This is a genomic window from Streptomyces sp. NPDC005925 (genome assembly GCF_040638805.1).
Lineage (GTDB): Bacteria > Actinomycetota > Actinomycetes > Streptomycetales > Streptomycetaceae > Streptomyces.
Genome location: NZ_JBEXVL010000031.1, coordinates 1 through 20,729, shown reverse-complemented (window position 1 = coordinate 20,729; position 20,729 = coordinate 1). Strand labels below are relative to the sequence as shown.

Genomic DNA, 20,729 nt, shown 5'->3' with positions numbered 1-20,729 from the left:
GAGCATGTCGAACGATCAGCCGAACGGGCACCCGCACCCTCCGGCACCCCACCCGCAGTACCTCCAGCCCGGCCCCCAGCCCGGTCGGCCCGGCCCGTACGCGCAGCATCCGCAGTACGGCGGCTACGTCCCGCCCTCCGGTGCGGCGCCGTACGCGAACGCGCCCCATGCCCCCTACGCCCCCGCGGCGCCCCATGCCATGCCCGGTCCGGTCCGTGCCGCCCGGGTCGTGGTCTTCGTGATGGCCGGCCTCGCGGTCGTGCTCACCGCGCTCGTCACCGGCACCTCGGATTCCGTGGCCGGCGGGCGCTTCTTCGGCATGTTCCTCATGACGGTCCCCCTCTTCGTCCTGGCCTTCCGCTACGCCACCGCCGGCAACGGCGTCCGCGTCGCCTCGATCGTGCTGGCGTCCGTACAGCTCGCCCTCGCGCTCGGCGCGGCCGGGCGGGGCACCGGGGGCTGGGTCGTCCCCGCGGCCGGCGCCATCACCCTGCTCGTCCTGCTGGCGCAGGCGTCCTCGCGCGCCTGGTTCCGGCGGAACTCGGACGGGGTGCCCCCGCAGGCACCGTATGGGCCGTACGGGGCCTGACACCCGTTTCGGGCACCGGGCGGCGGCAGGGGTAGGCTTCGCCCCGGGGTACCGCAATGCGGACAGAGGTGCATCCTCGGCCGCGCCCGCCCGCCGGTCGCGGGCCCGCGACCGGCGGTCCGATCCGTCCGGAGGGGCTGACAATCTCGTGATCCTGCGCGAAAAGCTGCGCAACCTGCTGGTCAGGCTGTATGCGCGCCGGGTGGAAGGCCACCTGGACCACGCTCAGGTGCCCAAGCACATCGGCGTCATCGTGGACGGCAACCGCCGCTGGGCGAAGGCCGCCGGTTCCACCACCGCACAGGGACACCGGGCCGGCGCGGACAAGATCGAGGAGTTCCTCGGCTGGTGCAGCGAGACGGACGTCGAAGTCGTCACCCTCTGGCTGCTGTCCACGGACAACTTCGAGCGGCCGCAGGAGGAACTGCTCCCGCTCCTCGACATCATCGAGGACGTCGTGCGCACCCTCGCCGCCGACGGCCGCTGGCGGGTCCACCACGTCGGCACGATGGACCTGCTGCCGCACCGGGTCCAGACCGTCCTCAAGGAAGCCCAGGGCGCCACGGCGAACAACACCGGCATAGTGGTCAACGTCGCCATCGGCTACGGCGGCCGGCAGGAGATCGCCGACGCGGTGCGCTCGATGCTGTACGAGGCCCAGCGGCAGGGCACCCCGATGGACGAGCTCGCCGAGGCCGTCGACATCGACATGATCGGCCGTCACCTCTACACCGGTGCCCAGCCCGACCCCGACCTCGTGATCCGCACCAGCGGCGAGCAGCGGCTGTCCGGATTCATGCTCTGGCAGAGCGCCCACTCCGAGTACTACTTCTGCGACGTGTTCTGGCCGGCCTTCCGCAAGGTCGACTTCCTGCGCGCCCTGCGCGACTACGCGGCCCGCCACCGGCGCTTCGGCGGCTGACCATGCCATGGACATGAGCCGGGGTCACCTTCCGGTCGGCGGGGTCCAAACAGTGGCGAGTACCCAGTAGAGGGCGGACGTCACGAAGAGTTCACCGGGGAGCCGAGTCGCTCTCTGGCATGACGGTGCGCGCGAAAGGGCATAAGCCAAGCAGGTCGACGCCCGAATCACGGGTGTCGGATCTCAGTGGGCGGCTCGGGGCCGCCCGCCCGGGAGGCCCTTTGCACCAGCCCGACCGTGCGGCATCGGCACGGAAGACGCGGAGGGCCGGTTCTCGGCCCGCGGTGTGTCGCGGCCGACGACCGGTCCAGCTCGACTCCGTCGCTCCCCGACCTCATCCGAGGGGGTACGTCCTTCCGTGGTGACCAGCACAAAGCGCCACAAGCCAGACCGGCGCACCTACGTTCTCGACACCAGCGTTCTGCTGGCCGATCCGAACGCCCTGAGCCGCTTCGACGAGCACGAGGTCGTGCTGCCCGTCGTGGTGGTCACGGAACTGGAGGCCAAGCGGAACCATCCGGAACTCGGCTATTTCGCCCGGCAGGCCCTGCGGCTGCTCGACGAGTACCGGGTCCGGTTCGGCCGACTGGACGCCCCCATCCCGATCGGGGAACTCGGCGGAACCGTCCGTGTCGAGCTCAACCACTCGGACCCCAGCGTGCTGCCCAGCGGCTACCGCCTGGGGGACAACGACTCCCGCATCCTGGCCGTGGCCCGCAATCTGCAGGCCGAGGGATTCGACGTCACCGTCGTGTCGAAGGACCTGCCGCTGAGGATCAAGGCGTCGTCCGTCGGCCTCCTCGCCGAGGAGTACCGCGCGGAGCTCGCCATCACGGACGCCTCCGGCTGGACCGGCATGTCCGAACTGACGCTGCCCGGCGAGCAGGTCGACATCCTCTTCGAGGAAGGACACGTGTACGCCCCGGAGGCGTCCGCCCTGCCCGTGCACACCGGCCTGACCATCCAGTCGGAGCGCGGCAAGGCGCTCGGGCGCGTCACGCCCGAGGGCAACGTCAGGCTGGTGCGCGGCGACCGTGAGGCGTTCGGTATCAAGGGGCGCAGCGCCGAGCAGCGCATCGCCCTCGACCTGCTGCTCGACCAGGACGTCGGGATCGTGTCCATGGGCGGCCGGGCCGGCACCGGAAAGTCGGCGCTGGCACTGTGCGCGGGCCTCGAGGCGGTCCTGGAGCGCCGTCAGCACCAGAAGATCATGGTGTTCCGTCCGCTGTACGCGGTCGGCGGGCAGGAGCTCGGCTATCTGCCCGGCAGCGAGGCCGAGAAGATGAGCCCCTGGGCGCAGGCGGTCTTCGACACGCTGTCGGCGGTCACCAGCCGTGAGGTCATCGAGGAGGTCACCGCGCGCGGCATGCTCGAGGTCCTCCCGCTGACGCACATCCGGGGCCGTTCCCTCCACGACGCGTTCGTGATCGTGGACGAGGCGCAGTCACTCGAACGGAACGTCCTGCTGACCGTCCTGTCCCGGATCGGCGCGAACTCTCGGGTCGTTCTGACCCATGACGTGGCACAGCGGGACAACCTGCGCGTCGGGCGCTACGACGGTGTGGTCGCCGTCGTGGAGAAGCTGAAGGGGCATCCGCTCTTCGCGCACGTCACCCTCACGCGGTCCGAGAGGTCCCAGATCGCCGCTCTTGTGACCGAGATGCTGGAGGACGGACAGATCTAGCGGGTTCACTCCGTACGGCCTGGTCAGGGCCGGTTGCGCGGTAGTTGGCGCCGTCCGGAAGGCGTAGAGCCTAGCCGGGCGGCGTCGGCGCGCGTGCGGCTTTCCGGAATCCGCCAGGCCCAAACGAGGTGTGAGCTTTCACACCCACGAGGGAATTGCCTTGCGGTGGGGCGTTGCGGCAGAGTCTCACTCCTGTCAGGCCCCGCATACGACACATCTGTGCCCCCAGCGGTATGGCACCACAAAGCATCAGGTCCAACTCCATAGCGATGTCGTATGCCGCCCGCGCACTACGCGGCGCTCCCCGCGAGGGAGTTGCCCACCGGGCCCGAGCCTCCCGTGACCCCGCTGTTGGGGAGGCCAGTGTCAGGGGCACGATTGCGTCCGCCAGGGTCACCGAAGCGGGCGATGCTGGAAGGAAAACCGTGTGAGCCGGATTTCGGTCCGGGGATTCGCAGTGGCCTCGGCCACCGCGGTCACCGCTGTCGGAAGCGTCGTCGGTGTTGCCTCGGGCAGCGTCGCGCAGAACAACGACGCCGAAGCGACGGCAGCCGATGCGGCAACGCTGCTCGCGGACATCCCCTCGGGTCAGCAGGCCCAGGTGCAGACCGCATCCCTGACGCAGCAGGCCGACGCGCAGGCCATCGCCGCCGACGCGAGCGCCAAGAAGGACGCCGAGGCCGCGGCCCGCAAGGCGGCTGCCGAAACGGCCATCGCCAAGAAGGAGGCCGCCAAGAAGGCGGCCAAGGCGGCCGAAGAGGCCAAGAAGCGCGAGGCCGAAGAGGCGGCGGCCAGCCGCAGCGCCGGCCGGGACGCCTCGGACTTCGCCGTCCAGAGCTCGTACACCGTCGCCCAGATCCAGGCGATGGCGCGCCAGATGGTGCCCGGCGGCCAGTTCCAGTGCTTCAGCAACATCGTGAACCACGAGTCCTCCTGGAACTACCGGGCCGTCAACGCCTCCTCGGGCGCCTACGGTCTCTTCCAGGCCCTCCCGGGGTCCAAGATGGCGTCGGTCGGCGCCGACTGGCAGACCAATCCGGCCACCCAGATCAAGTGGGGCCTCAACTACATGAACGACCGCTACGGCAGCCCGTGCGGCGCCTGGTCGTTCTGGCAGGCCAACCACTGGTACTGAGCCTCACCCCGGCCCGCCGGATCCGCACCCGGCGCCAGGGCGGCCGCTCAACCCGGCGCAGCCCCTCACCGTCCTACGGTGGGGGGCTTTCGCCATGTACGGTCTGTCGGGACGACTCCTGGGGGAGTGGTGAGGAGACACGGGGGAAGAGGACTGATCATGTCGCGAGTGCCAGGGTGGCTCGGCCGGCTCGGTGCCGGACTCACCGGGATCAGCCGGCGGTTGGAAGAGCGCCGTGCCGAGGCGGAGCGCGCGGACGCCGAACCCGGACCGCCGCCCGCCCGGTCCGTCCCGCCGCCCCCGGAGTACGCCCCCGAGGTCCCCGCCCCCCGCCCCGACCCGGCGCAGGCCGTGCCGTGGGGGGTGCGGGTCGCCGCCGAGGCGAGCTGGCGGCTGCTGGTGCTGGCGGGCACGGTCTGGGTCCTCATGCGGATCATCAGCGCCGTACAGCTGGTCGTGCTGGCGTTCGTCGCGGCGCTGCTCGTCACGGCGCTGCTCCAGCCGACCGTGGCGCGGCTGCGGCGGCTCGGGGTGCCGCGGGGGCTGGCGACCGCCATGACGGCGATCCTCGGGTTCGTCGTGATGGGCCTGATGGGCTGGTTCGTGACCTGGCAGGTCATGGAGAACATCGACGACCTCTCCAGTCAGATCCAGGACGGCATCGACGAGTTGCGCAAGTGGCTGCTCAACAGCCCCTTCCATGTGACCGACAAACAGATCAACGAGATCGCCAAGAACCTGCGTGAGGCGGTCGGCTCCAACACGGACGCCATCACCTCGGCGGGCCTGGAGGGCGTGACGGTCGTCGTCGAGGCGCTGACCGGCATCCTGCTGACGATCTTCTCGACGCTGTTCCTGCTCTACGACGGCAAGCGCATCTGGGAGTGGAGCCTGAAGCTGGTGCCCGCTGCGGCCCGGCCGGGGGTGGCGGGCGCGGGCCCGCGCGCGTGGCGCACGCTCACCGCGTACGTGCGCGGCACGGTGATCGTCGCTCTCATCGACGCCATCTTCATCGGCCTGGGCATCTACTTCCTCGATGTGCCGATGGCCGTGCCGCTGGCCGTGTTCATCTTCCTGTTCGCCTTCATTCCGCTGGTCGGCGCGGTCGTCTCGGGCGCTCTCGCGGTGGTGGTCGCGCTGGTCACGCAGGGCGTTTTCACGGCCGTCATGACGCTGGTGGTGGTGCTGGCGGTGCAGCAGATCGAGGGGCACATCCTGCAGCCGTTCATCCTGGGGCGGGCGGTCCGGGTGCATCCCCTGGCGGTGGTGCTGTCGGTGGCCGCCGGTGGTCTGGTGGCCGGCATGGGCGGCGCCGTGGTGGCCGTACCGCTGGTGGCGGTGACCAATACGGTGGCGGGCTACCTGCGGGCGTACTCGAACGAGGCGGCGCGGAGGTACGCGCCGAAGCCGCGCGGGGCGACGGCCTCCGACGCGGCCACGGCGAGGCCGCCCGGCCGGACCGAGTAGAGCGAGCAGGAGCAGTACGACGACGGGCCCCGGCCGCCGTGACGGCGGCCGGGGCCCGTGCGTGCGTGAGGGGCGTGCTAGTCCCCGAGGATCGCCTCGGCGTCCAGGGTGGTGCCGACGGCCTGGATCACGGACGCGATCTTGAAGGCCTCCTGGACCGTGTCGCGGTCCACGCCCGCCTTGCGCAGCACCTGCTCGTGCGAGTCGAGGCACATGCCGCAGCCGTTGATGGCGGAGACGGCGAACGACCACAGCTCGAAGTCGGCCTTGTCGACGCCCGGGTTGCCGATGACGTTCATCCGCAGGCCCGCGCGCAGCGTGCCGTACTCGTGGTCCGACAGCAGGTGGCGGGTGCGGTAGAAGACGTTGTTCATCGCCATGACGGCGGCGGCGGACTTGGCGGCCGTGTACGCCTCGGGGGACAGGTTCGCCCTCGCCTCCGGCGCCAGCTCGCGCAGCACGGCGGCGGAGCGGGAGGCGATGGCGGTCGCCAGGACCGTGCCCCACAGCTGCTGCGCGGTCAGCTCGGAGTTGCCGATGACCGAGCCCAGGTTGAGCTTCAGGTCCTTGGCGTAGTCCGGCAGCGCGGACTTCAGGGAGTCGAGCGACATGTCAGGTCACTCCCCGGCCAGCAGCGCGACCGGGTCGAGGGTCTCGTCGCCCTTGGTCCAGTTGCACGGGCAGAGCTCGTCGGTCTGCAGGGCGTCCAGGACCCGCAGGACCTCCTTCGGGTTCCGGCCGACGGAGCCGGCGGTCACCATGGAGAACTGGATCTCGTTGTTCTGGTCCACGATGAACACGGCGCGCTTGGCGAAGCCGTCCTCGCCCTCGATGCCGAGGTCGCGCATCAGCTCGTGCCTGGGGTCGGCGAGCATCGGGAAGGGCAGGTCACGCAGGTCGCCGTGGTCCTTGCGCCAGGCGTGGTGGACGAACTCGGAGTCGCCGGAGAAGCCGAGGACCTGGGCGTCGCGGTCGGCGAACTCGTCGTTCAGTTTGCCGAAGGCCGCGATCTCGGTCGGGCACACGAAGGTGAAGTCCTTGGGCCACGCGAAGACGATCTTCCACTTGCCTTCGTAGGTCTTGTGGTTGATCGTTTCGAACTCCTTGCCCTTCTCCAGCGAGACGCAGGCGGTCAGTTCGAACTCGGGGAACTTGTCACCGACAGTGAGCACGTACTCTCCTTGCAGCAGGGAAACGGCCGACTTTCCGCCGCTTCCCGGGGGTTGGTCGCTGGTGATGGTGGCACACGGTGCATTGATTGTGGAAATAGCTACACTCGGTCGGGTTGATCGAAGGTGGTTATCAGTGACCGTGGGTAAGAAGAGACAGCCGAGCCTCGCCCAGTTGAGGGCGTTCGCCGCCGTCGCCGAGCACCTCCACTTCCGCGATGCCGCCGCGGCCATCGGCACGAGCCAGCCCGCCCTGTCCGGTGCCGTCTCCGCTCTGGAGGAGACCCTCGGCGTCACCCTCGTGGAGCGCACCACCCGCAAGGTGCTGCTGTCGCCCGCCGGCATGCGGCTCGCCGTGCGCGCCAAGGCCGTACTGGAAGAGGTCGGGGCGCTGATGGAGGAGGCCGAGGCCGTACGGGCGCCGTTCACGGGCGTGCTGCGGCTCGGCGTCATCCCGACCGTCGCGCCCTACCTGCTGCCGACCGTGCTGCGGCTCGTCCACCACCGCTATCCGCACCTCGACCTCCAGGTCCACGAGGAGCAGACCGCCAGCCTGCTCGAAGGGCTGACCGGCGGCCGGCTCGACCTGCTGCTGCTCGCGGTCCCGCTCGGCGTGCCCGGCGTGGCCGAAATCCCCCTCTTCGACGAGGACTTCGTGCTCGTCACGCCACTGGACCACCCGCTCGGCGGGCAGCGGGACATACCCCGCGCGGCGCTGCGCGAGCTGAACCTGCTGCTCCTGGACGAGGGGCACTGCCTGCGCGACCAGGCCCTCGACATCTGCCGGGACGCCGGGCGCGGTGACGTCCCGGCGACCACGACGGCCGCCGGACTCTCGACCCTCGTGCAACTGGTGGCGGGCGGGCTCGGCGTCACGCTGCTGCCGCGTACGGCCGTCAAGGTGGAGGTCTCCCGGGCCGGCGGCCTGCGCACGGGGTCCTTCACCCACCCCGCGCCCACGCGGCGCGTCGCGCTGGCGATGCGGGCGGGGACGGCGCGGGGCGCGGAGTACGAGGAACTGGCGGGGGCGTTGCGGGGGGCCATGGGGGAGTTGCCGGTACGGACCGTGGGGGCGTGACCGCCGTAGGACGTGTGCAGCCGGTCGGCCACCAGCAGGGGGCCGGACCTCGGGGTCACCGGAGTCGTCGGAACCGCGAGCCCCGTCGTTGTCCTCGGGGTTGCGAGAGTCACCCGTTCACCGTCCCGGCGAGCCTGTCGAGGCGCGCGGCGGCCAGTTCCAGCCAGCGCAGGTCGGCTTCCAGGTGGAACAGCGCGTGGTCGCAGACCAGCTGGTCGGCGAGGTCGCCCGTGCGCTTGCGGTCGGTGAGGATCCGCATCATGCGCAGGTGCTCGGCGCGCTGCGTGTCGAGGATGCCGGCCGCGTCGCGGTGGGTGAGCAGCGCGAGCACGATCTTGGTGTAGAGGGCCGACCGGAGGTAGGGCTCGGGTTTCTCCGGCGCCGCGAGCCACCGCTCGACGTCGGTGACACCGGCGTCCGTGATGGCGTACCGCTTGCGTTCGGGGCCTTCACCGGGCTCGATGCCGTCGACCTCCACGAGGCCGTTCTTCAGCAGGCGGGACATCGTGGAGTAGACCTGGCCGTAGTGCAGTGGCCGGTCCTGACCGAACGTGTCGTCGAAGGCCCGCTTGAGGTCGTAGCCGTGCCGTGGGCCCGACTCGAGCAGGCCGAGGAGTGTGTGACCGATGGACATGAACGGCACTCTACCCATGGTGTATACGTCGTGTGTATACCGGCGGCTTCGCCTCGGGGACCGCCGGTCGGGCGATCGGTCCGCCACGGGCCCGGCCGGCGTTCCAGGACGAGGCCGTCAGGCCGACGGGGGTCCGGGAGCGGAACCCGGCGGGGGACCGGAGGCGGGACCCCGGGGCGGTCGCCCCCGCCGCGGCAGCGGCCCCGTGTCGCCCGGCAGCCGGCCCGCCTCCTTGAGGGCGCGTCGCAACAGGAACTCGATCTGCGCGTTGGCCGACCGCAGCTCGTCGCCGGCCCACCGGGCCAGCGACTCGTACACCGACGGGTCGAGCCGCAGCAGCACCTGCTTGCGCTGCTGCGGCCCGCGACGCCGGGCAGCCGGTTCCCCGGAGGGCTCCGGGGAACCGGCGGAACCGGAAGGATCGGAAGGGGTCGTCACTGGTAGAGGGTCCCGGTGTTGACGACCGGCTGCGCGGCGCGGTCCCCGCACAGCACGACCAGCAGGTTGGACACCATCGCGGCCTTGCGCTCCTCGTCCAGCTCCACGATGTCCTGCTGGGCGATGCGGGCGAGTGCCGCCTCGACCATGCCGACCGCGCCGTCCACGATCTGGCGCCGGGCGGCGACGACCGCGCCGGCCTGCTGCCGCTGGAGCATCGCCGAGGCGATCTCGGGGGCGTAGGCGAGGTGCGTGAAGCGGGACTCGATGATCTGCACGCCGGCCGCCTGCACGCGCGCGTGCAGCTCGACGGCGAGCTTCTCGGTGATCTCCTCCGCGTTGCCGCGCAGGGAGAGGGCGCCCTCGTCGTGGGCGTCGTAGGGGTACTCGATGGCGATGTGCCGGACGGCGGCCTCGGTCTGCGTGGAGACGAACTCGATGTAGTTGTCCACCTCGAAGGTGGCCTGTGCGGTGTCCTCGACCCGCCACACCACGACCGCGGCCAGCTCGATCGGGTTGCCGTAGGCGTCGTTGACCTTGAGGACCGGGGTCTCGTGGTTGCGGACCCGGGTGGAGATCTTGGTGCGGGAGGTGAAGGGGTTCACCCAGCGCAGGCCGTCCTGCCGGATGGTGCCCCGGTAGCGGCCGAAAAGCTGGACGACCCGCGCCTCGCCCGGCGCGACCATGTTCAGCCCGCACATGGCGAGGAACGCGGAGAGGCCGATCACGATGCCGCCGACGATCAGGACGGCCTTGCCGCCGGTGCCGGAGACCGCCGTCGCGCTCACGATCATGGCCACGGCGGCCAGCAGCCCGAGCAGCCCCAGGAGGAGCGCGAGCCCGCCGCCGATGCTCTGGGCCTTGACCTCCCGTACGCGTGGCGCCGGCATCTCCGGCACGTCGATCTCGACCTGCGGGTTCTGTATGGACATGAGGGATCCCCGTTCCCGCACCGACGACGCGGTGCGACTAGCTTCGGTCTAGCTAAGTGATATCACTTTTCCCCGCCGTGGCAACCCTCAACCCCCCTCGTACGTCGGTTCCGGTGCGGGCGGGTGCTGATTGTCACGTCCGTGAAGAGCCGGATAGGCGAGCATGTGCCACATTTCCCGGGTTAGCTTTCTGAGCTGACCTGAGCGGCGAACCCGTGTGATCGCCGCTCACACATGAGTGAAGCGGAGCGGACCGGAACCATGGGACGAGCGGAAGACAGACGAGCGCGGCAGCGCGGCGGCCGCCGCGCCGCGCCCACCGGCTCGTCCGCGAGCCCGTCGGCCCCCGTCGGCGGCCGGGCCGCGGCCCGGCGGGCCGGCCGGGGCGGCAGGAGCGGTGGGAGCGACGGGAGGAGCGGCATACGCCGGCTGTTCACCTGGAAGAAGATCCTCGGCACGTTCTTCGGCCTCTGCCTGCTCGGCATGGGCGCCTTCATCGTGCTCTACATGATGATCGACATCCCCAGGGGCAACACCGACGCCGAACTCCAGAGCAACGTCTACCAGTACAGCGACGGCTCCACGATGGCCCGCTCCGGCGAACGCAACCGCGAGATCGTCGACCTGGCCAAGGTCCCCAAGGACGTCCAGAAGACCTTCGTCGCCGCCGAGAACAAGTCGTTCTACAACGATGCGGGCGTCGACCTGAAGGGCACCGCGCGCGGCGTGTTCAACACGCTCGCCGGCCGCGGCGCCCAGGGCGGCTCGACCATCACCCAGCAGTACGTCAAGAACTACTACCTGACGCAGGAACAGACCGTGTCCCGCAAGCTCAAGGAACTGGTCATCGCGCTGAAGGTGGACCGGGAGAAGTCCAAGGACGACATCCTCGCGGGTTACATCAACACCAGCTACTACGGCCGCGGCGCCTACGGCATCCAGGCCGCCGCGCAGGCCTACTACGGCGTCGACGCCCAGGACCTCTCCGTCGATCAGGGCGCGTACCTCGCCGCGGTCCTCCAGGCACCCAGCCAGTACGACTGGTCCGTCGCCACGGACACCGGCAAGCGGCTGGTGAAGAACCGCTGGAACTACGTACTGAAGAACATGGTCGAGGAGGGCTGGCTCGACAGCGCCGACCGCCAGGGCCTGACGTTCCCGGTCCCACAGGACCCGCGGGGCGTGCCCGGCATGGAGGGGCAGCTCGGGTACCTGAGGAACGCGGCCAACGAGCAGCTCGCGAAACAGCTCGTCGCCGAGGGCGCCGCGGAGAACCCGAAGCAGGCCGAGTCGATGGTCGACCGGGGCGGCTGGACGATCACGCTCAACATCGACAAGAAGAAGCAGAAGGCGCTGGAGAAGGCCGCGAAGGCCGAGCTCATGGGCAAGCTGGACCCGAAGCACCGCAAGGTCGACAGGAACATCCAGGCCGGTGCCGTCTCGGTGGACCCCAAAACCGGCAGGATCGTCGCGATGTACGGCGGCGTGGACTACTTCAAGCACTACGTGAACAACGCGACCCGTCCCGACTACCAGCCCGCCTCCACCTTCAAGCCGGTCATCCTGGCCGCCGCGATCGAGGAGCGGGCCCAGACCCAGGACGGCAAGCCCATCACGGCCGACACGCTCTACGACGGCACCAGCAAGCGCCCCGTCGTGGACCACGGCACCGAGGTCGGCTTCGCCCCGGAGAACGAGGACGACCAGAACTACGACGACATCACCGTCCAGGAGGCGATGAACAAGTCCGTGAACTCCGTCTTCGCGCAGATGGGCGTCGACGTCGGCATGTCGAACGTCGTACAGACCGCCGGCAAGCTCGGCATGGACGTCGACGGCATGGAGGCGGTCCCCGCCCAGACCCTGGGCAGCATGGGCGCGAGCCCCCTGGAGATGGCCGGGGTCTACGCCACCCTCGCCAACCACGGCAAGAAGGTCACGCCGACCATCGTGAAGTCGGCCGAGCACCGGACCGGCAGCTTCACGATGCCGGACGCGATCGGCGAGCAGGTCGTCAGCCGAGAGGCCGCCGACACGGTGACGTCGGTGCTGACCGGCGTGGTCGACGACGGCACGGCCAAGGAGTCCGTACGCAACAACCCGCTGCGCCGGGGCCAGCAGGTCGCGGGCAAGACCGGCACCTCCGACAACAACAAGTCGGCCTGGTTCACCGGCTACACCCCCGACCTGGTCACCTCGGTCGGCCTGTTCGGCGAGGACGCCAAGACGCACGCCCAGACCAAGATGTACGGCGCGGGCGGCCTCCCCCGGATCAACGGCGGCCACTTCCCCGCGCGGATCTGGTCGGCGTACACCTTCGGCGTGCTGGACCAGGTCACCGACTTCGACCTGGAGACCCAGCAGGGCGCGGGCGTGGAGCCGACCGAGAGCCCGACGGTCAGCGAGGAACCCAGCAGCGAGGCGCCCAGCGGGACGCCGACGGACGAGCCGAGCGGGTCGCCCTCCGGGACGCCGACCACCGGGCAACCAACCGGCCCCCCCTCGGGCGAGCCGACGGGCCCGCCCACCGCCACCCCGCCGACGGACGAACCCACGGGCGACATCACCCTCGACCCCGTGGACCCCGGCAGCGGGCGCGACAACGACGAGCCGTAGCCCCGGACGGCGACGAGCCGGAGGGCCGCGGCCCTCGTACCGCGCACGACGAAGGGCGCCCGGCACAAGCCGGGCGCCCTTCCTCACGCTTCCGCTCCGTCAGCCGCGGTTCAGCTCGAACCAGACGACCTTCCCGGTGCTCAGCCGGGTCGCGCCCCAGCGCCGGGCCAGCCGGTTCACCAGGTACAGCCCGCGGCCGCCCTCGTCCGTGGCCCGCGCCTGCCGCAGCCGCGGCAGCTGCGGCACGTCGTCACCGACCTCGCAGCGCAGCACGTCGGTGCGCAGCAGCCGCAGCGTGACCGGACGCGACGCGTACCGCACCGCGTTGGTCACGACCTCGCTGACGAGCAGCTCCACGGAGTCCGTGAGGTCCTCCATGCCCCAGCGCGCCAGCGCGCGGCGCGCCAGACGCCGGGCACGGCCCGGGGCGGCGTCCTCGGGCTCCAGGAACCAGTACGCCACGTCGTTCGGCGCGATGCCGTCGAAGCGGGCGGCGAGCAGCGCGATGTCGTCGTCCCGGTCGCCCGGACCCAGCATGTCCAGGACCTCGTCGCACAGCGCCTCGAGGGGCGGCGGATGGTCCGGGCCGGTGAGCTGCGCGGTCGCGGCGAGCTTCTCCCGCAACTGCTCGATGCCGGTCCACACGTCCCGCAGCCGCGACTCCACCAGCCCGTCCGTGTACAGCAGCAGGGTGCCGCCGGCCGGAGCGTCCAGCTCCACCGCCTCGAAGTCGACGCCGCCGACCCCGATGGGCGCGCCCGCCGGGACGCGCAGCACCTCGGCCCGGCCGCCCAGGTGCAGCAGTACGGGCGGCGGGTGGCCGGCGTTGGCGATGGTGATGCGGTGCGAGACCGGGTCGTACACCGCGTACAGGCAGGTCGCCATGCGGTCGGTGCCGAGCCGCTGGGCCTGCTCGTCGAGGTGGTGCAGCACCTCCTGCGGCGGCAGGTCGAGCCCGGCGAGGGTCTGCGCGGTGGTGCGCAGCTGGCCCATGATCGCGGCCGACGTCATCGAGTGCCCCATGACGTCACCGACGACGAGGGCGACACGGCTGCCCGGCAGCGGGATCGCGTCGTACCAGTCGCCGCCCACCCGCGCCGTCTCGGCGGCCGGCAGGTAGCGCGACGCCAGCCGTACGCCGGTGGGCTGCGGCAGGGTCTCCGGGAGCATGGTGCGCTGCAGCTCGTCGGCGATGTAGGCCTCACGGCCGTACAGCACCGCCTTGTCGATGCCCAGCGCGCTGTGCGTGGCGAGCTGCGCGGCGACCAGCAGGTCGTCGGTCTCGAAAGCGAGGCGGTCGAGGCGGCGGAGGAACAGCGCGGCGCCGATCACCCGCCGCCGGCCGCGCAGCGGGGCCAGGATGGCGCGCTGCCCGGTCGGTACGGCGATGTCGTTGCCCTCGCCGAGCAGCTCGGGCAGCGCGGCCCGGGCGGCCGGCGCGTCCGTGAAGACGGGCCGCACCCCGCGCAGCACCTCGGCCAGCGCGCTGCCGGGCCGCACCTCGCACAACTCGCTGCCGACCATGTCCAGCTCGGTCGGCTCGGGCTGCGCGGCGGGCAGGAACCCGCCACCCTCGGTGTCCCGCTCGGGGGGAATGCGGTCCGTGCGCCGCAGCCGCAGCACCAGCGGGCCCGTGGGCCGCTCGTCGCCGACGGGCAGCGGGTCGCGCAGATAGACGAGGATCGCGTCGGAGAACGTCGGCACGGTCGCCCGGCACAGCCCCATCACGATCTCGTCGAGGTCGATGCCCCGGGCGATCCGCCGGGTCGCCGCTCCCACGAACCGCAGCCGGTCGCCGTCACGCCGCATCGGCGTGGGACGGTTGCGCTGCGGGACGTGGCCGGTGCGGCGGTCCTGCCCGTCGGGCGACGGCGCCATCTCGCCCGGCTGCCCGCCGGGCTGGACCGGTATGGCCTCGGGGACGGGGCGCGGGCGATGCGCCTCCGGCTCGGCGGAGTGCTCGGCACCCGGCTGGGAATGCTCCGGGCCGACCGCTGTCGACGCCGCGCCGGACGGTTCGCCGTCCGCGTGGGCTTCATGCGGTAAACCGCCGGGGGAACGCGGTGTGGGGGTGTGCAGGAGCGCCCCACGGGGGTCCGCAGGGTCCGCGCCCGTCTGGGAGCGCTCGAATGAGGTCGGCTGCTCGGTCACGCGTGTCGAATCCATCCGTCCGGGGCTGCGCGCCGCGCGTGCAGTTCGTCCCGCCGAAACTCCGATACCCGGAACGGGTGCTCCAGGAACGGAATTCCCGCGTGGTCAGAGGTTGTTTCTGTGCTGCCGGCAGGCCGACCGCGGCTCCTGCCGGCGATGCCCTCGTACCCCTCGCTCACGTCCAGCCGCCCCTCGGTGACGATCGGTCAAGCCCAGCGCGTGCTCCGGTCATTGCCACTGCGCGCCCTTGCGGAGGAAGATCCTACGTTTCTTGACCGGGGGCGCATCAAGGGTCTCATGAGGACACGTGCGCGGGCGTACGGTCCCAGTCATCCGGCAAAGACGGTACCCCCCAGGACGGATTTGGTCTCCAGTCCTGCCAGTCGTCCGCGAACGGAGAGCCCCAGACGCGGATCGTCTCGACCGCGTCCCGGCCCGCCTGCCGCACCCGTTCGGCCAGTTGGGCGTCCATCAGGCCGTCCCGCTGGGCCTGCGCGAACTCGTCCTCGTCGCGCCAGTGCCACGTGCGGTCCGGGTGCACGGAGATGTCCAGGAAGTGATCCTCGGAGTCCACACCGCCCGCCCAGCGGGTCAGCGGCTCCTCCAGGTTCACGTACCAGTTCTTGAACTCCCAGCCCGGGTCCCAGAACAGCCACACCGACCACGGCTCCCCGGGCCGGGCCAGCTTCAGCACGCCCGTGCCGAACCACTGTCCGCGCTGCACGATCCGCGGCTTGGTGTAGCGCGTCGTGAGCGGCTCCAGGTGCGGGGGCGTGCCGTCGGCCAGCGCCGGTTTCACGCACTCCGTGCCGGGCGCCAGCCACACGGCGAGCAGGTCCGCGTCGTCCCGTACGACCGTGACGGGACGCGCGATGTGGAAACGTTCGCCGGCGTTCTCCCGGTAGCGCCACAGGATGTGTGTCCCGGGGCTCCAGAAACCTGCCGCTTTGCCCGCTTCCACTTGTGCGCTCACCACATCACCGTCCGCCATGCAGAGATATTAGGTGTGTCGCCATGACGACGCTGCTGCGCGTGTCACGGTTCACACGCCGGGACACCACTCGGTGAGCCACCCTCACGGCCGGGTCATCCGCAGCACGTCGAGCGCCTCGTCCAGCTGCCGCTCCGTCAGGTCGCCCCGCTCGACATAGCCGTTCTCGAGGACGACCTGACGGATCGTCTTGCGTTCGGCGAGGGCCTTCTTGGCGACCCTGGCGGCCTCCTCGTAGCCGATGTACTTGTTCAGCGGCGTCACGACGGACGGCGACGACTCGGCGTACTCGCGGGCCCGCTCGCGGTGCGCGACGATGCCGTCGACGGTGCGGTCGGCGAGCAGCCGGGAGACGTTGGCGAGCAGCCGGACGGACTCCAGGACGTTCTTCGCGATGACCGGCAGCATCACGTTCAGCTCGAAGTTCCCGGCGGCTCCGGCGGTCGCCACCGTCGCGTCGTTGCCGACGACCTGCGCGGCCACCATGAGCACGGCCTCGGGGACGACCGGGTTGACCTTCCCCGGCATGATCGACGAGCCGGGCTGGAGGTCGGGCAGGGAGATCTCGGCGAGTCCGGTGCGCGGCCCGGACGCCATCCAGCGCAGATCGTTCGCGATCTTCGTCAGTGACACGGCTACGGTCCGCAGCTGCCCGCTGGTCTCCACGACGCCGTCCCGGGCGCCCTGCGCCTCGAAGTGGTCGCGGGCCTCCGTCAGCGGCAGCCCGGTGGCTCGGGCGACCTCCTCGATGACGGCCGCGGCGAACCCGGGCGGGGTGTTGATGCCGGTGCCGACGGCCGTGCCGCCCAGCGGCAGTTCGGCGAGCCGTGGCAGGGAGGCGCGCAGCCGCTCCACGCCGTACCGGATCTGCGCCGCGTACCCGCCGAACTCCTGGCCCAGCGTGACCGGGGTGGCGTCCATGAGGTGGGTACGGCCCGACTTCACCACGTCGGCGAACTCCGCGGCCTTGCGCTCCAGGGACGCCGCGAGGTGCTCCAGGGCGGGGATCAGGTCCCGCGTGACGGCCGCGGTGGCGGCGATGTGGAGGGAGGACGGGAACACGTCGTTGGACGACTGGGAGGCGTTCACGTGGTCGTTGGGATGCACGGGCCGGCCCAGCCGCTCGCTCGCGAGGGTGGCGAGGACCTCGTTGGCGTTCATGTTGGACGACGTCCCGGAGCCGGTCTGGAAGACGTCGACCGGGAAGTGCTCGTCCCAGCGCCCCTCCGCCACCTCGGCTGCCGCCTCCTCGACGGCCCCGGCGATCTCCCCGTCGAGCACTCCGAGCCGGGCGTTCACCCTGGCGGCGGCGCCCTTGACGCGGGCGAGCGCCTCGATGTGGGCGCGTTCGAGGCGCTGCCCGGAGACGGGGAAGTTCTCGACGGCGCGCTGCGTCTGGGCCCGCCACTTGGCGTGCGCGGGCACCCGCACCTCGCCCATGGAGTCGTGCTCGACGCGGTAGCCGCGGTTGTCCTGCTCGTCGGTCATCGACGGTCACCTCCACGTGTCACAGCATCAGGGACGCGACCACTGTTCCCCGTGGAGGTGCTCCGTCACCCGGACGGTCAGGCGAGTCCGGGGCCGCGTACCGGAATGGACGTGAAGGTGGGGGCCGGGGCGGGGTCCTGGAAGAAGTCGTTGCCCTTGTCGTCCACGACGACGAACGCAGGGAAGTCCTCGACCTCGATCCTCCAGACCGCCTCCATGCCGAGCTCCTCGTACTCCAGGACCTCGACCTTCTTGATGCAGTCCTGCGCGAGACGGGCCGCGGGGCCGCCGATGGAGCCCAGGTAGAAGCCGCCGTGGGCCGCGCACGCGTCCGTGACCTGCTTGCTGCGGTTGCCCTTGGCCAGCATCACCCGGGAGCCGCCCGCCGCCTGGAACTGCTCCACGTAGGAGTCCATGCGGCCTGCCGTGGTCGGGCCGAAGGAACCGGAGGCGTAGCCCTCGGGGGTCTTCGCCGGGCCCGCGTAGTACACCGGGTGGTCCTTCAGGTACTGCGGCATGTCCTCGCCCGCGTCCAGCCGCTCCTTGATCTTGGCGTGCGCGATGTCGCGGGCCACGACCAGCGGGCCGGTGAGCGACAGCCGGGTCTTGACCGGGTGCCTGCCCAGCTCGGCGAGGATGGCGTCCATGGGCTGGTTCAGGTCGATCCGGACGACGTCACCGGCCTCGTCCAGGTGCTCGTCCGTCGTTTCGGGCAGGAACCGTGCCGGGTCCGTCTCCAGCTGCTCCAGGAAGACGCCCTCGGCGGTGATCTTCGCGACGGCCTGGCGGTCGGCGGAGCAGGACACGGCGATGGCGACGGGGCACGAGGCGCCGTGCCGGGGGAGGCGGACGACCCGCACGTCGTGGCAGAAGTACTTGCCGCCGAACTGCGCGCCGATGCCGATCCTCTGCGTCAGCTCGAAGACCTTCTCCTCCAGCTCCTTGTCCCGGAAGCCGTGCCCGAGCGGCGAGCCCTCGGCGGGGATCTCGTCCAGGTAGTGCGCGGAGGCGTACTTCGCGGTCTTCAGCGCGTACTCGGCGCTGGTGCCGCCGACGACGATCGCCAGGTGGTACGGCGGGCACGCGGCGGTGCCCAGCGAGCGGATCTTCTCCTCCAGGAACTTCATCATGGAGGCCTCGTTGAGGACGGCCTTCGTCTCCTGGTACAGGAACGACTTGTTGGCGGAGCCGCCGCCCTTCGCCATGAACAGGAACTTGTAGGCGCCGCCGTCGGTCGCGTACAGCTCGATCTGCGCCGGGAGGTTGGAGCCGGTGTTCTTCTCCTCCCACATGGTCAGCGGAGCCATCTGCGAGTAGCGCAGGTTCAGCCGGGTGTAGGCGTCGTAGATGCCCTGGGACAGGGCCTTCTCGTCCTCGCCCTCGGTGAGGACGTTCTGCCCGCGCTTGCCCATGACGATCGCGGTGCCGGTGTCCTGGCACATGGGGAGCACGCCGGCGGCGGCGATGTTCGCGTTCTTCAGCAGGTCGAGGGCGACGAACTTGTCGTTGCCCGACGCCTCGGGGTCGTCGATGATGCGCCGCAGCTGCGCCAGGTGCGCCGGCCGCAGGTAGTGCTGGATGTCGTGGACGGCCTCCTCGGCCAGCTTGCGCAGGGCCTCGGGCTCCACCTTGAGGAAGGTCCGCCCGTCGGCCTCGAAGGTGGAGACACCCTCGGAGGTCACCAGCCGGTACGGGGTGGTGTCCTCTCCCATGGGGAGCAGATCGGTGTACGCGAACTCAGGCATCTCGCCCATTCCTCACTCGACGGACTGCGGCTGACCTCACTGGCAGCGCCCACCAGCGTAGAACCTGGCTCGGACAGTGGGGCTGTGAGGTAAGGCTCAGTCACTGTCCGGCAGGCGGTTTACGGAGTCCGCCGACCCGGGTGTGCGATTCCGCCGGCCGGACTTCCGGGTCCGCCGGCCGTCTCCCCGGTCCGTCGGCCGGTTCCGGTTCCGCCGGCCGGGTTTCCGGGGGTTTCCCCCCCGCCCCTGGTCGCGATCTATCGCGTTTCGGTACGCTGCTGCCGTGGACCTTCAGAAGCACGCCCCAGTAGAGGACCCGCGACCGGACGCGGTGGCCCGCCCCGCCGAACTGCGCGCGTCGGACGCCGAGCGGGACCGCGTCGCCGACATTCTGCGCGAGGCCCTGGCCGAGGGCCGGCTCACCGCCGACGAGCACGCGGAGCGGGTCGAGGGGGTGCTGAGCGCCAAGACGGTGGGCGAGCTGGAGGTCTTCATCCGCGACCTGCCCGCCGCCCACGACCGGAGCCCCGCCCCGGAGTGGAGCCCGGCACCCAGTCGCCCCACGGCGGGCGCCATCCCGATCGACCCCGACGACAGCGTGGTCGCCGTGTTCAGCGCCGCCACCCGCAAGGGCCGCTGGCGCACGGGCCGTCGCATCCACGCCTACGCCGTCTTCGGCAGCGTCGAGATAGACCTCAGCGAGGCCCTCTTCGACCATCAGCAGGTCGTCATCCAGGCGATGTCGGTCTTCGGCGACATCCAGATCCGCGTCCCGGAGAACGTGTCGCTGCGCGGCATGGGCGGCGGCGTCCTCGGCAACTTCGAGGTGGACAACCTGGACTCCCGGGACGCGCAGGCGCCCGTGGTCTACGTCGACGGGTGGGCCGTCCTGGGCAACATCGAGGCGCGGCCGAAGCGCGGCAAGCTCGTCGCGGACATCCTGGACCGGGTGCAGCGCAGGGTCGACAGGAGCACGCGCAAGCAGCTGTAGCGACGGCGTCCGGCGGGGCGGCGGGTGCCGGGGGCCGTCCGTGGGCGCGCGGCTCCGCTCAACTCCGCGTGCGAACCGGGTGGTTGGGAACTCAGTGCATAGGCACGCGCACAGCGGGTAGGCCTTGCTGCATCGTCTCTCGCTCGCGAAGCCGTCGTCAGGAGTAGACCGTGCTGCAACCGCCGCAGTCGTCTTTGCAGGTAGCCGCCGTGCCGGCCCAGCTAGTGCCCGCGCGCGACCGGGACCAGGACGCCTCGTGGCACACCGAGGCGGTGTGCCGGCGCGACGAGGCCGGCCTGTTCTTCGCGCCGTCCAAGGAACCCACCGCCGCCCGGCTTTCGCGCGAGGAGGCCGCCAAGCGTGTCTGCGCACGCTGTCCCGTCATGATCGAGTGCCGCGAGCACGCCCTTCTCCAGCCCGAGCCCTACGGCGTCTGGGGCGGCCTGACCGCCGCCGAGCGCCGCGTGATCCTCGCCCGGCGCCGCCGCCGCGAGATGGAGCTGAAGACGGCGGCGCGGACGACGAACCGCATAGCGGCGGCGGGCTGACACGCGACAGCGGCGGCGGTACACGCAACGACAGCAGGGAGAAGGGGCACCCCCTCCGCCTTGGGTTCTAGGAGTCGTTGCAACACCCCAGTTCAAGGGGTGCGATGGACTTCGAGATCCGTAAGGACCGGACGAAGCCTCAGGGCAGGAA

18 protein-coding genes are annotated in these 20,729 nt (G+C 70.9%); 9 read left to right on the top strand and 9 right to left on the bottom strand.

Annotation, left to right across the window (positions count from 1 at the left end; genetic code table 11):
* Positions 1-4 precede the first annotated feature (4 nt).
* The 5 genes from ABZ354_RS25220 (at position 5) to ABZ354_RS25200 (ending at position 5,797) form a co-directional block, all read left to right on the top strand.
* Positions 5-589 carry a hypothetical protein gene (locus ABZ354_RS25220; protein ID WP_358660386.1) on the top strand — a complete coding sequence of 195 codons (585 nt, stop codon included), beginning with the start codon at positions 5-7 and terminating at the stop codon, positions 587-589.
* A 148-nt stretch (positions 590-737) separates the two neighbouring features.
* On the top strand, positions 738-1,511 hold the full coding sequence (locus ABZ354_RS25215) for an isoprenyl transferase (protein WP_358660384.1): 774 nt from the start codon (positions 738-740) through the stop codon (positions 1,509-1,511).
* A 358-nt stretch (positions 1,512-1,869) separates the two neighbouring features.
* Entirely contained in the window at positions 1,870-3,195 is a 1,326-nt protein-coding gene (locus tag ABZ354_RS25210) for a PhoH family protein (protein ID WP_358660382.1), read from the top strand.
* Between the two features lie 427 nt (positions 3,196-3,622).
* A complete protein-coding gene (locus ABZ354_RS25205) occupies positions 3,623-4,330 on the top strand; it encodes a transglycosylase SLT domain-containing protein (protein WP_358660380.1) in 708 nt (235 codons plus the stop codon).
* Between the two features lie 159 nt (positions 4,331-4,489).
* On the top strand, positions 4,490-5,797 hold the full coding sequence (locus ABZ354_RS25200; RefSeq protein ID WP_358660378.1) for an AI-2E family transporter: 1,308 nt from the start codon (positions 4,490-4,492) through the stop codon (positions 5,795-5,797).
* Positions 5,798-5,874: 77 nt separating this feature from the next.
* On the opposite strand, the gene ABZ354_RS25195 is transcribed toward ABZ354_RS25200, so the two are convergent.
* A complete protein-coding gene (locus tag ABZ354_RS25195) occupies positions 5,875-6,408 on the bottom strand; it encodes an alkyl hydroperoxide reductase (RefSeq protein ID WP_358660376.1) in 534 nt (177 codons plus the stop codon).
* A gap of 6 nt (positions 6,409-6,414) precedes the next feature.
* Complete coding sequence (locus tag ABZ354_RS25190) at positions 6,415-6,969, bottom strand: peroxiredoxin (protein WP_358660374.1); 555 nt, start codon at positions 6,967-6,969, stop codon at positions 6,415-6,417.
* 133 nt (positions 6,970-7,102) lie between these two features.
* Here ABZ354_RS25190 and ABZ354_RS25185 point away from each other — a divergent pair, with 133 nt between their 5' ends.
* Positions 7,103-8,044: a LysR substrate-binding domain-containing protein gene (locus tag ABZ354_RS25185; protein ID WP_358660372.1), complete on the top strand. Its 942-nt coding sequence runs from the start codon at positions 7,103-7,105 to the stop codon at positions 8,042-8,044.
* 109 nt (positions 8,045-8,153) lie between these two features.
* Here ABZ354_RS25185 and ABZ354_RS25180 read toward each other — a convergent pair whose 3' ends face one another.
* The 3 genes from ABZ354_RS25180 to ABZ354_RS25170 form a co-directional block, all read right to left on the bottom strand.
* A complete protein-coding gene (locus ABZ354_RS25180) occupies positions 8,154-8,678 on the bottom strand; it encodes a PadR family transcriptional regulator (protein WP_358660370.1) in 525 nt (174 codons plus the stop codon).
* Between the two features lie 117 nt (positions 8,679-8,795).
* Entirely contained in the window at positions 8,796-9,167 is a 372-nt protein-coding gene (locus tag ABZ354_RS25175) for a hypothetical protein (protein ID WP_358660368.1), read from the bottom strand.
* Entirely contained in the window at positions 9,113-10,048 is a 936-nt protein-coding gene (locus ABZ354_RS25170) for an SPFH domain-containing protein (protein ID WP_358660366.1), read from the bottom strand. The genes ABZ354_RS25175 and ABZ354_RS25170 overlap by 55 nt, the downstream gene beginning before the upstream one ends.
* A gap of 261 nt (positions 10,049-10,309) precedes the next feature.
* Between ABZ354_RS25170 and ABZ354_RS25165 the strand changes: the two genes are divergently transcribed.
* Complete coding sequence (locus tag ABZ354_RS25165; RefSeq protein ID WP_358660364.1) at positions 10,310-12,664, top strand: transglycosylase domain-containing protein; 2,355 nt, start codon at positions 10,310-10,312, stop codon at positions 12,662-12,664.
* A 99-nt stretch (positions 12,665-12,763) separates the two neighbouring features.
* On the opposite strand, the gene ABZ354_RS25160 is transcribed toward ABZ354_RS25165, so the two are convergent.
* The 4 genes from ABZ354_RS25160 to ABZ354_RS25145 all read right to left on the bottom strand — a co-directional run bounded on the left by ABZ354_RS25160 (position 12,764) and on the right by ABZ354_RS25145 (position 19,048).
* Positions 12,764-14,830: a SpoIIE family protein phosphatase gene (locus ABZ354_RS25160; RefSeq protein ID WP_358660362.1), complete on the bottom strand. Its 2,067-nt coding sequence runs from the start codon at positions 14,828-14,830 to the stop codon at positions 12,764-12,766.
* Positions 14,831-15,110: 280 nt separating this feature from the next.
* Positions 15,111-15,806 carry a DUF402 domain-containing protein gene (locus tag ABZ354_RS25155; protein ID WP_358660360.1) on the bottom strand — a complete coding sequence of 232 codons (696 nt, stop codon included), beginning with the start codon at positions 15,804-15,806 and terminating at the stop codon, positions 15,111-15,113.
* A gap of 84 nt (positions 15,807-15,890) precedes the next feature.
* Positions 15,891-17,294: a class II fumarate hydratase gene (locus tag ABZ354_RS25150; protein ID WP_358660358.1), complete on the bottom strand. Its 1,404-nt coding sequence runs from the start codon at positions 17,292-17,294 to the stop codon at positions 15,891-15,893.
* A 77-nt stretch (positions 17,295-17,371) separates the two neighbouring features.
* A complete protein-coding gene (locus ABZ354_RS25145) occupies positions 17,372-19,048 on the bottom strand; it encodes a fumarate hydratase (protein ID WP_358660356.1) in 1,677 nt (558 codons plus the stop codon).
* 274 nt (positions 19,049-19,322) lie between these two features.
* Here ABZ354_RS25145 and ABZ354_RS25140 point away from each other — a divergent pair, with 274 nt between their 5' ends.
* Complete coding sequence (locus ABZ354_RS25140; RefSeq protein WP_358660354.1) at positions 19,323-20,030, top strand: DUF1707 domain-containing protein; 708 nt, start codon at positions 19,323-19,325, stop codon at positions 20,028-20,030.
* Positions 20,031-20,200: 170 nt separating this feature from the next.
* Positions 20,201-20,578 (top strand): WhiB family transcriptional regulator, encoded by a 378-nt coding sequence (locus ABZ354_RS25135; RefSeq protein WP_358660352.1) that lies wholly within the window; start codon positions 20,201-20,203, stop codon positions 20,576-20,578.
* The last annotated feature ends 151 nt before the right edge of the window (positions 20,579-20,729 follow it).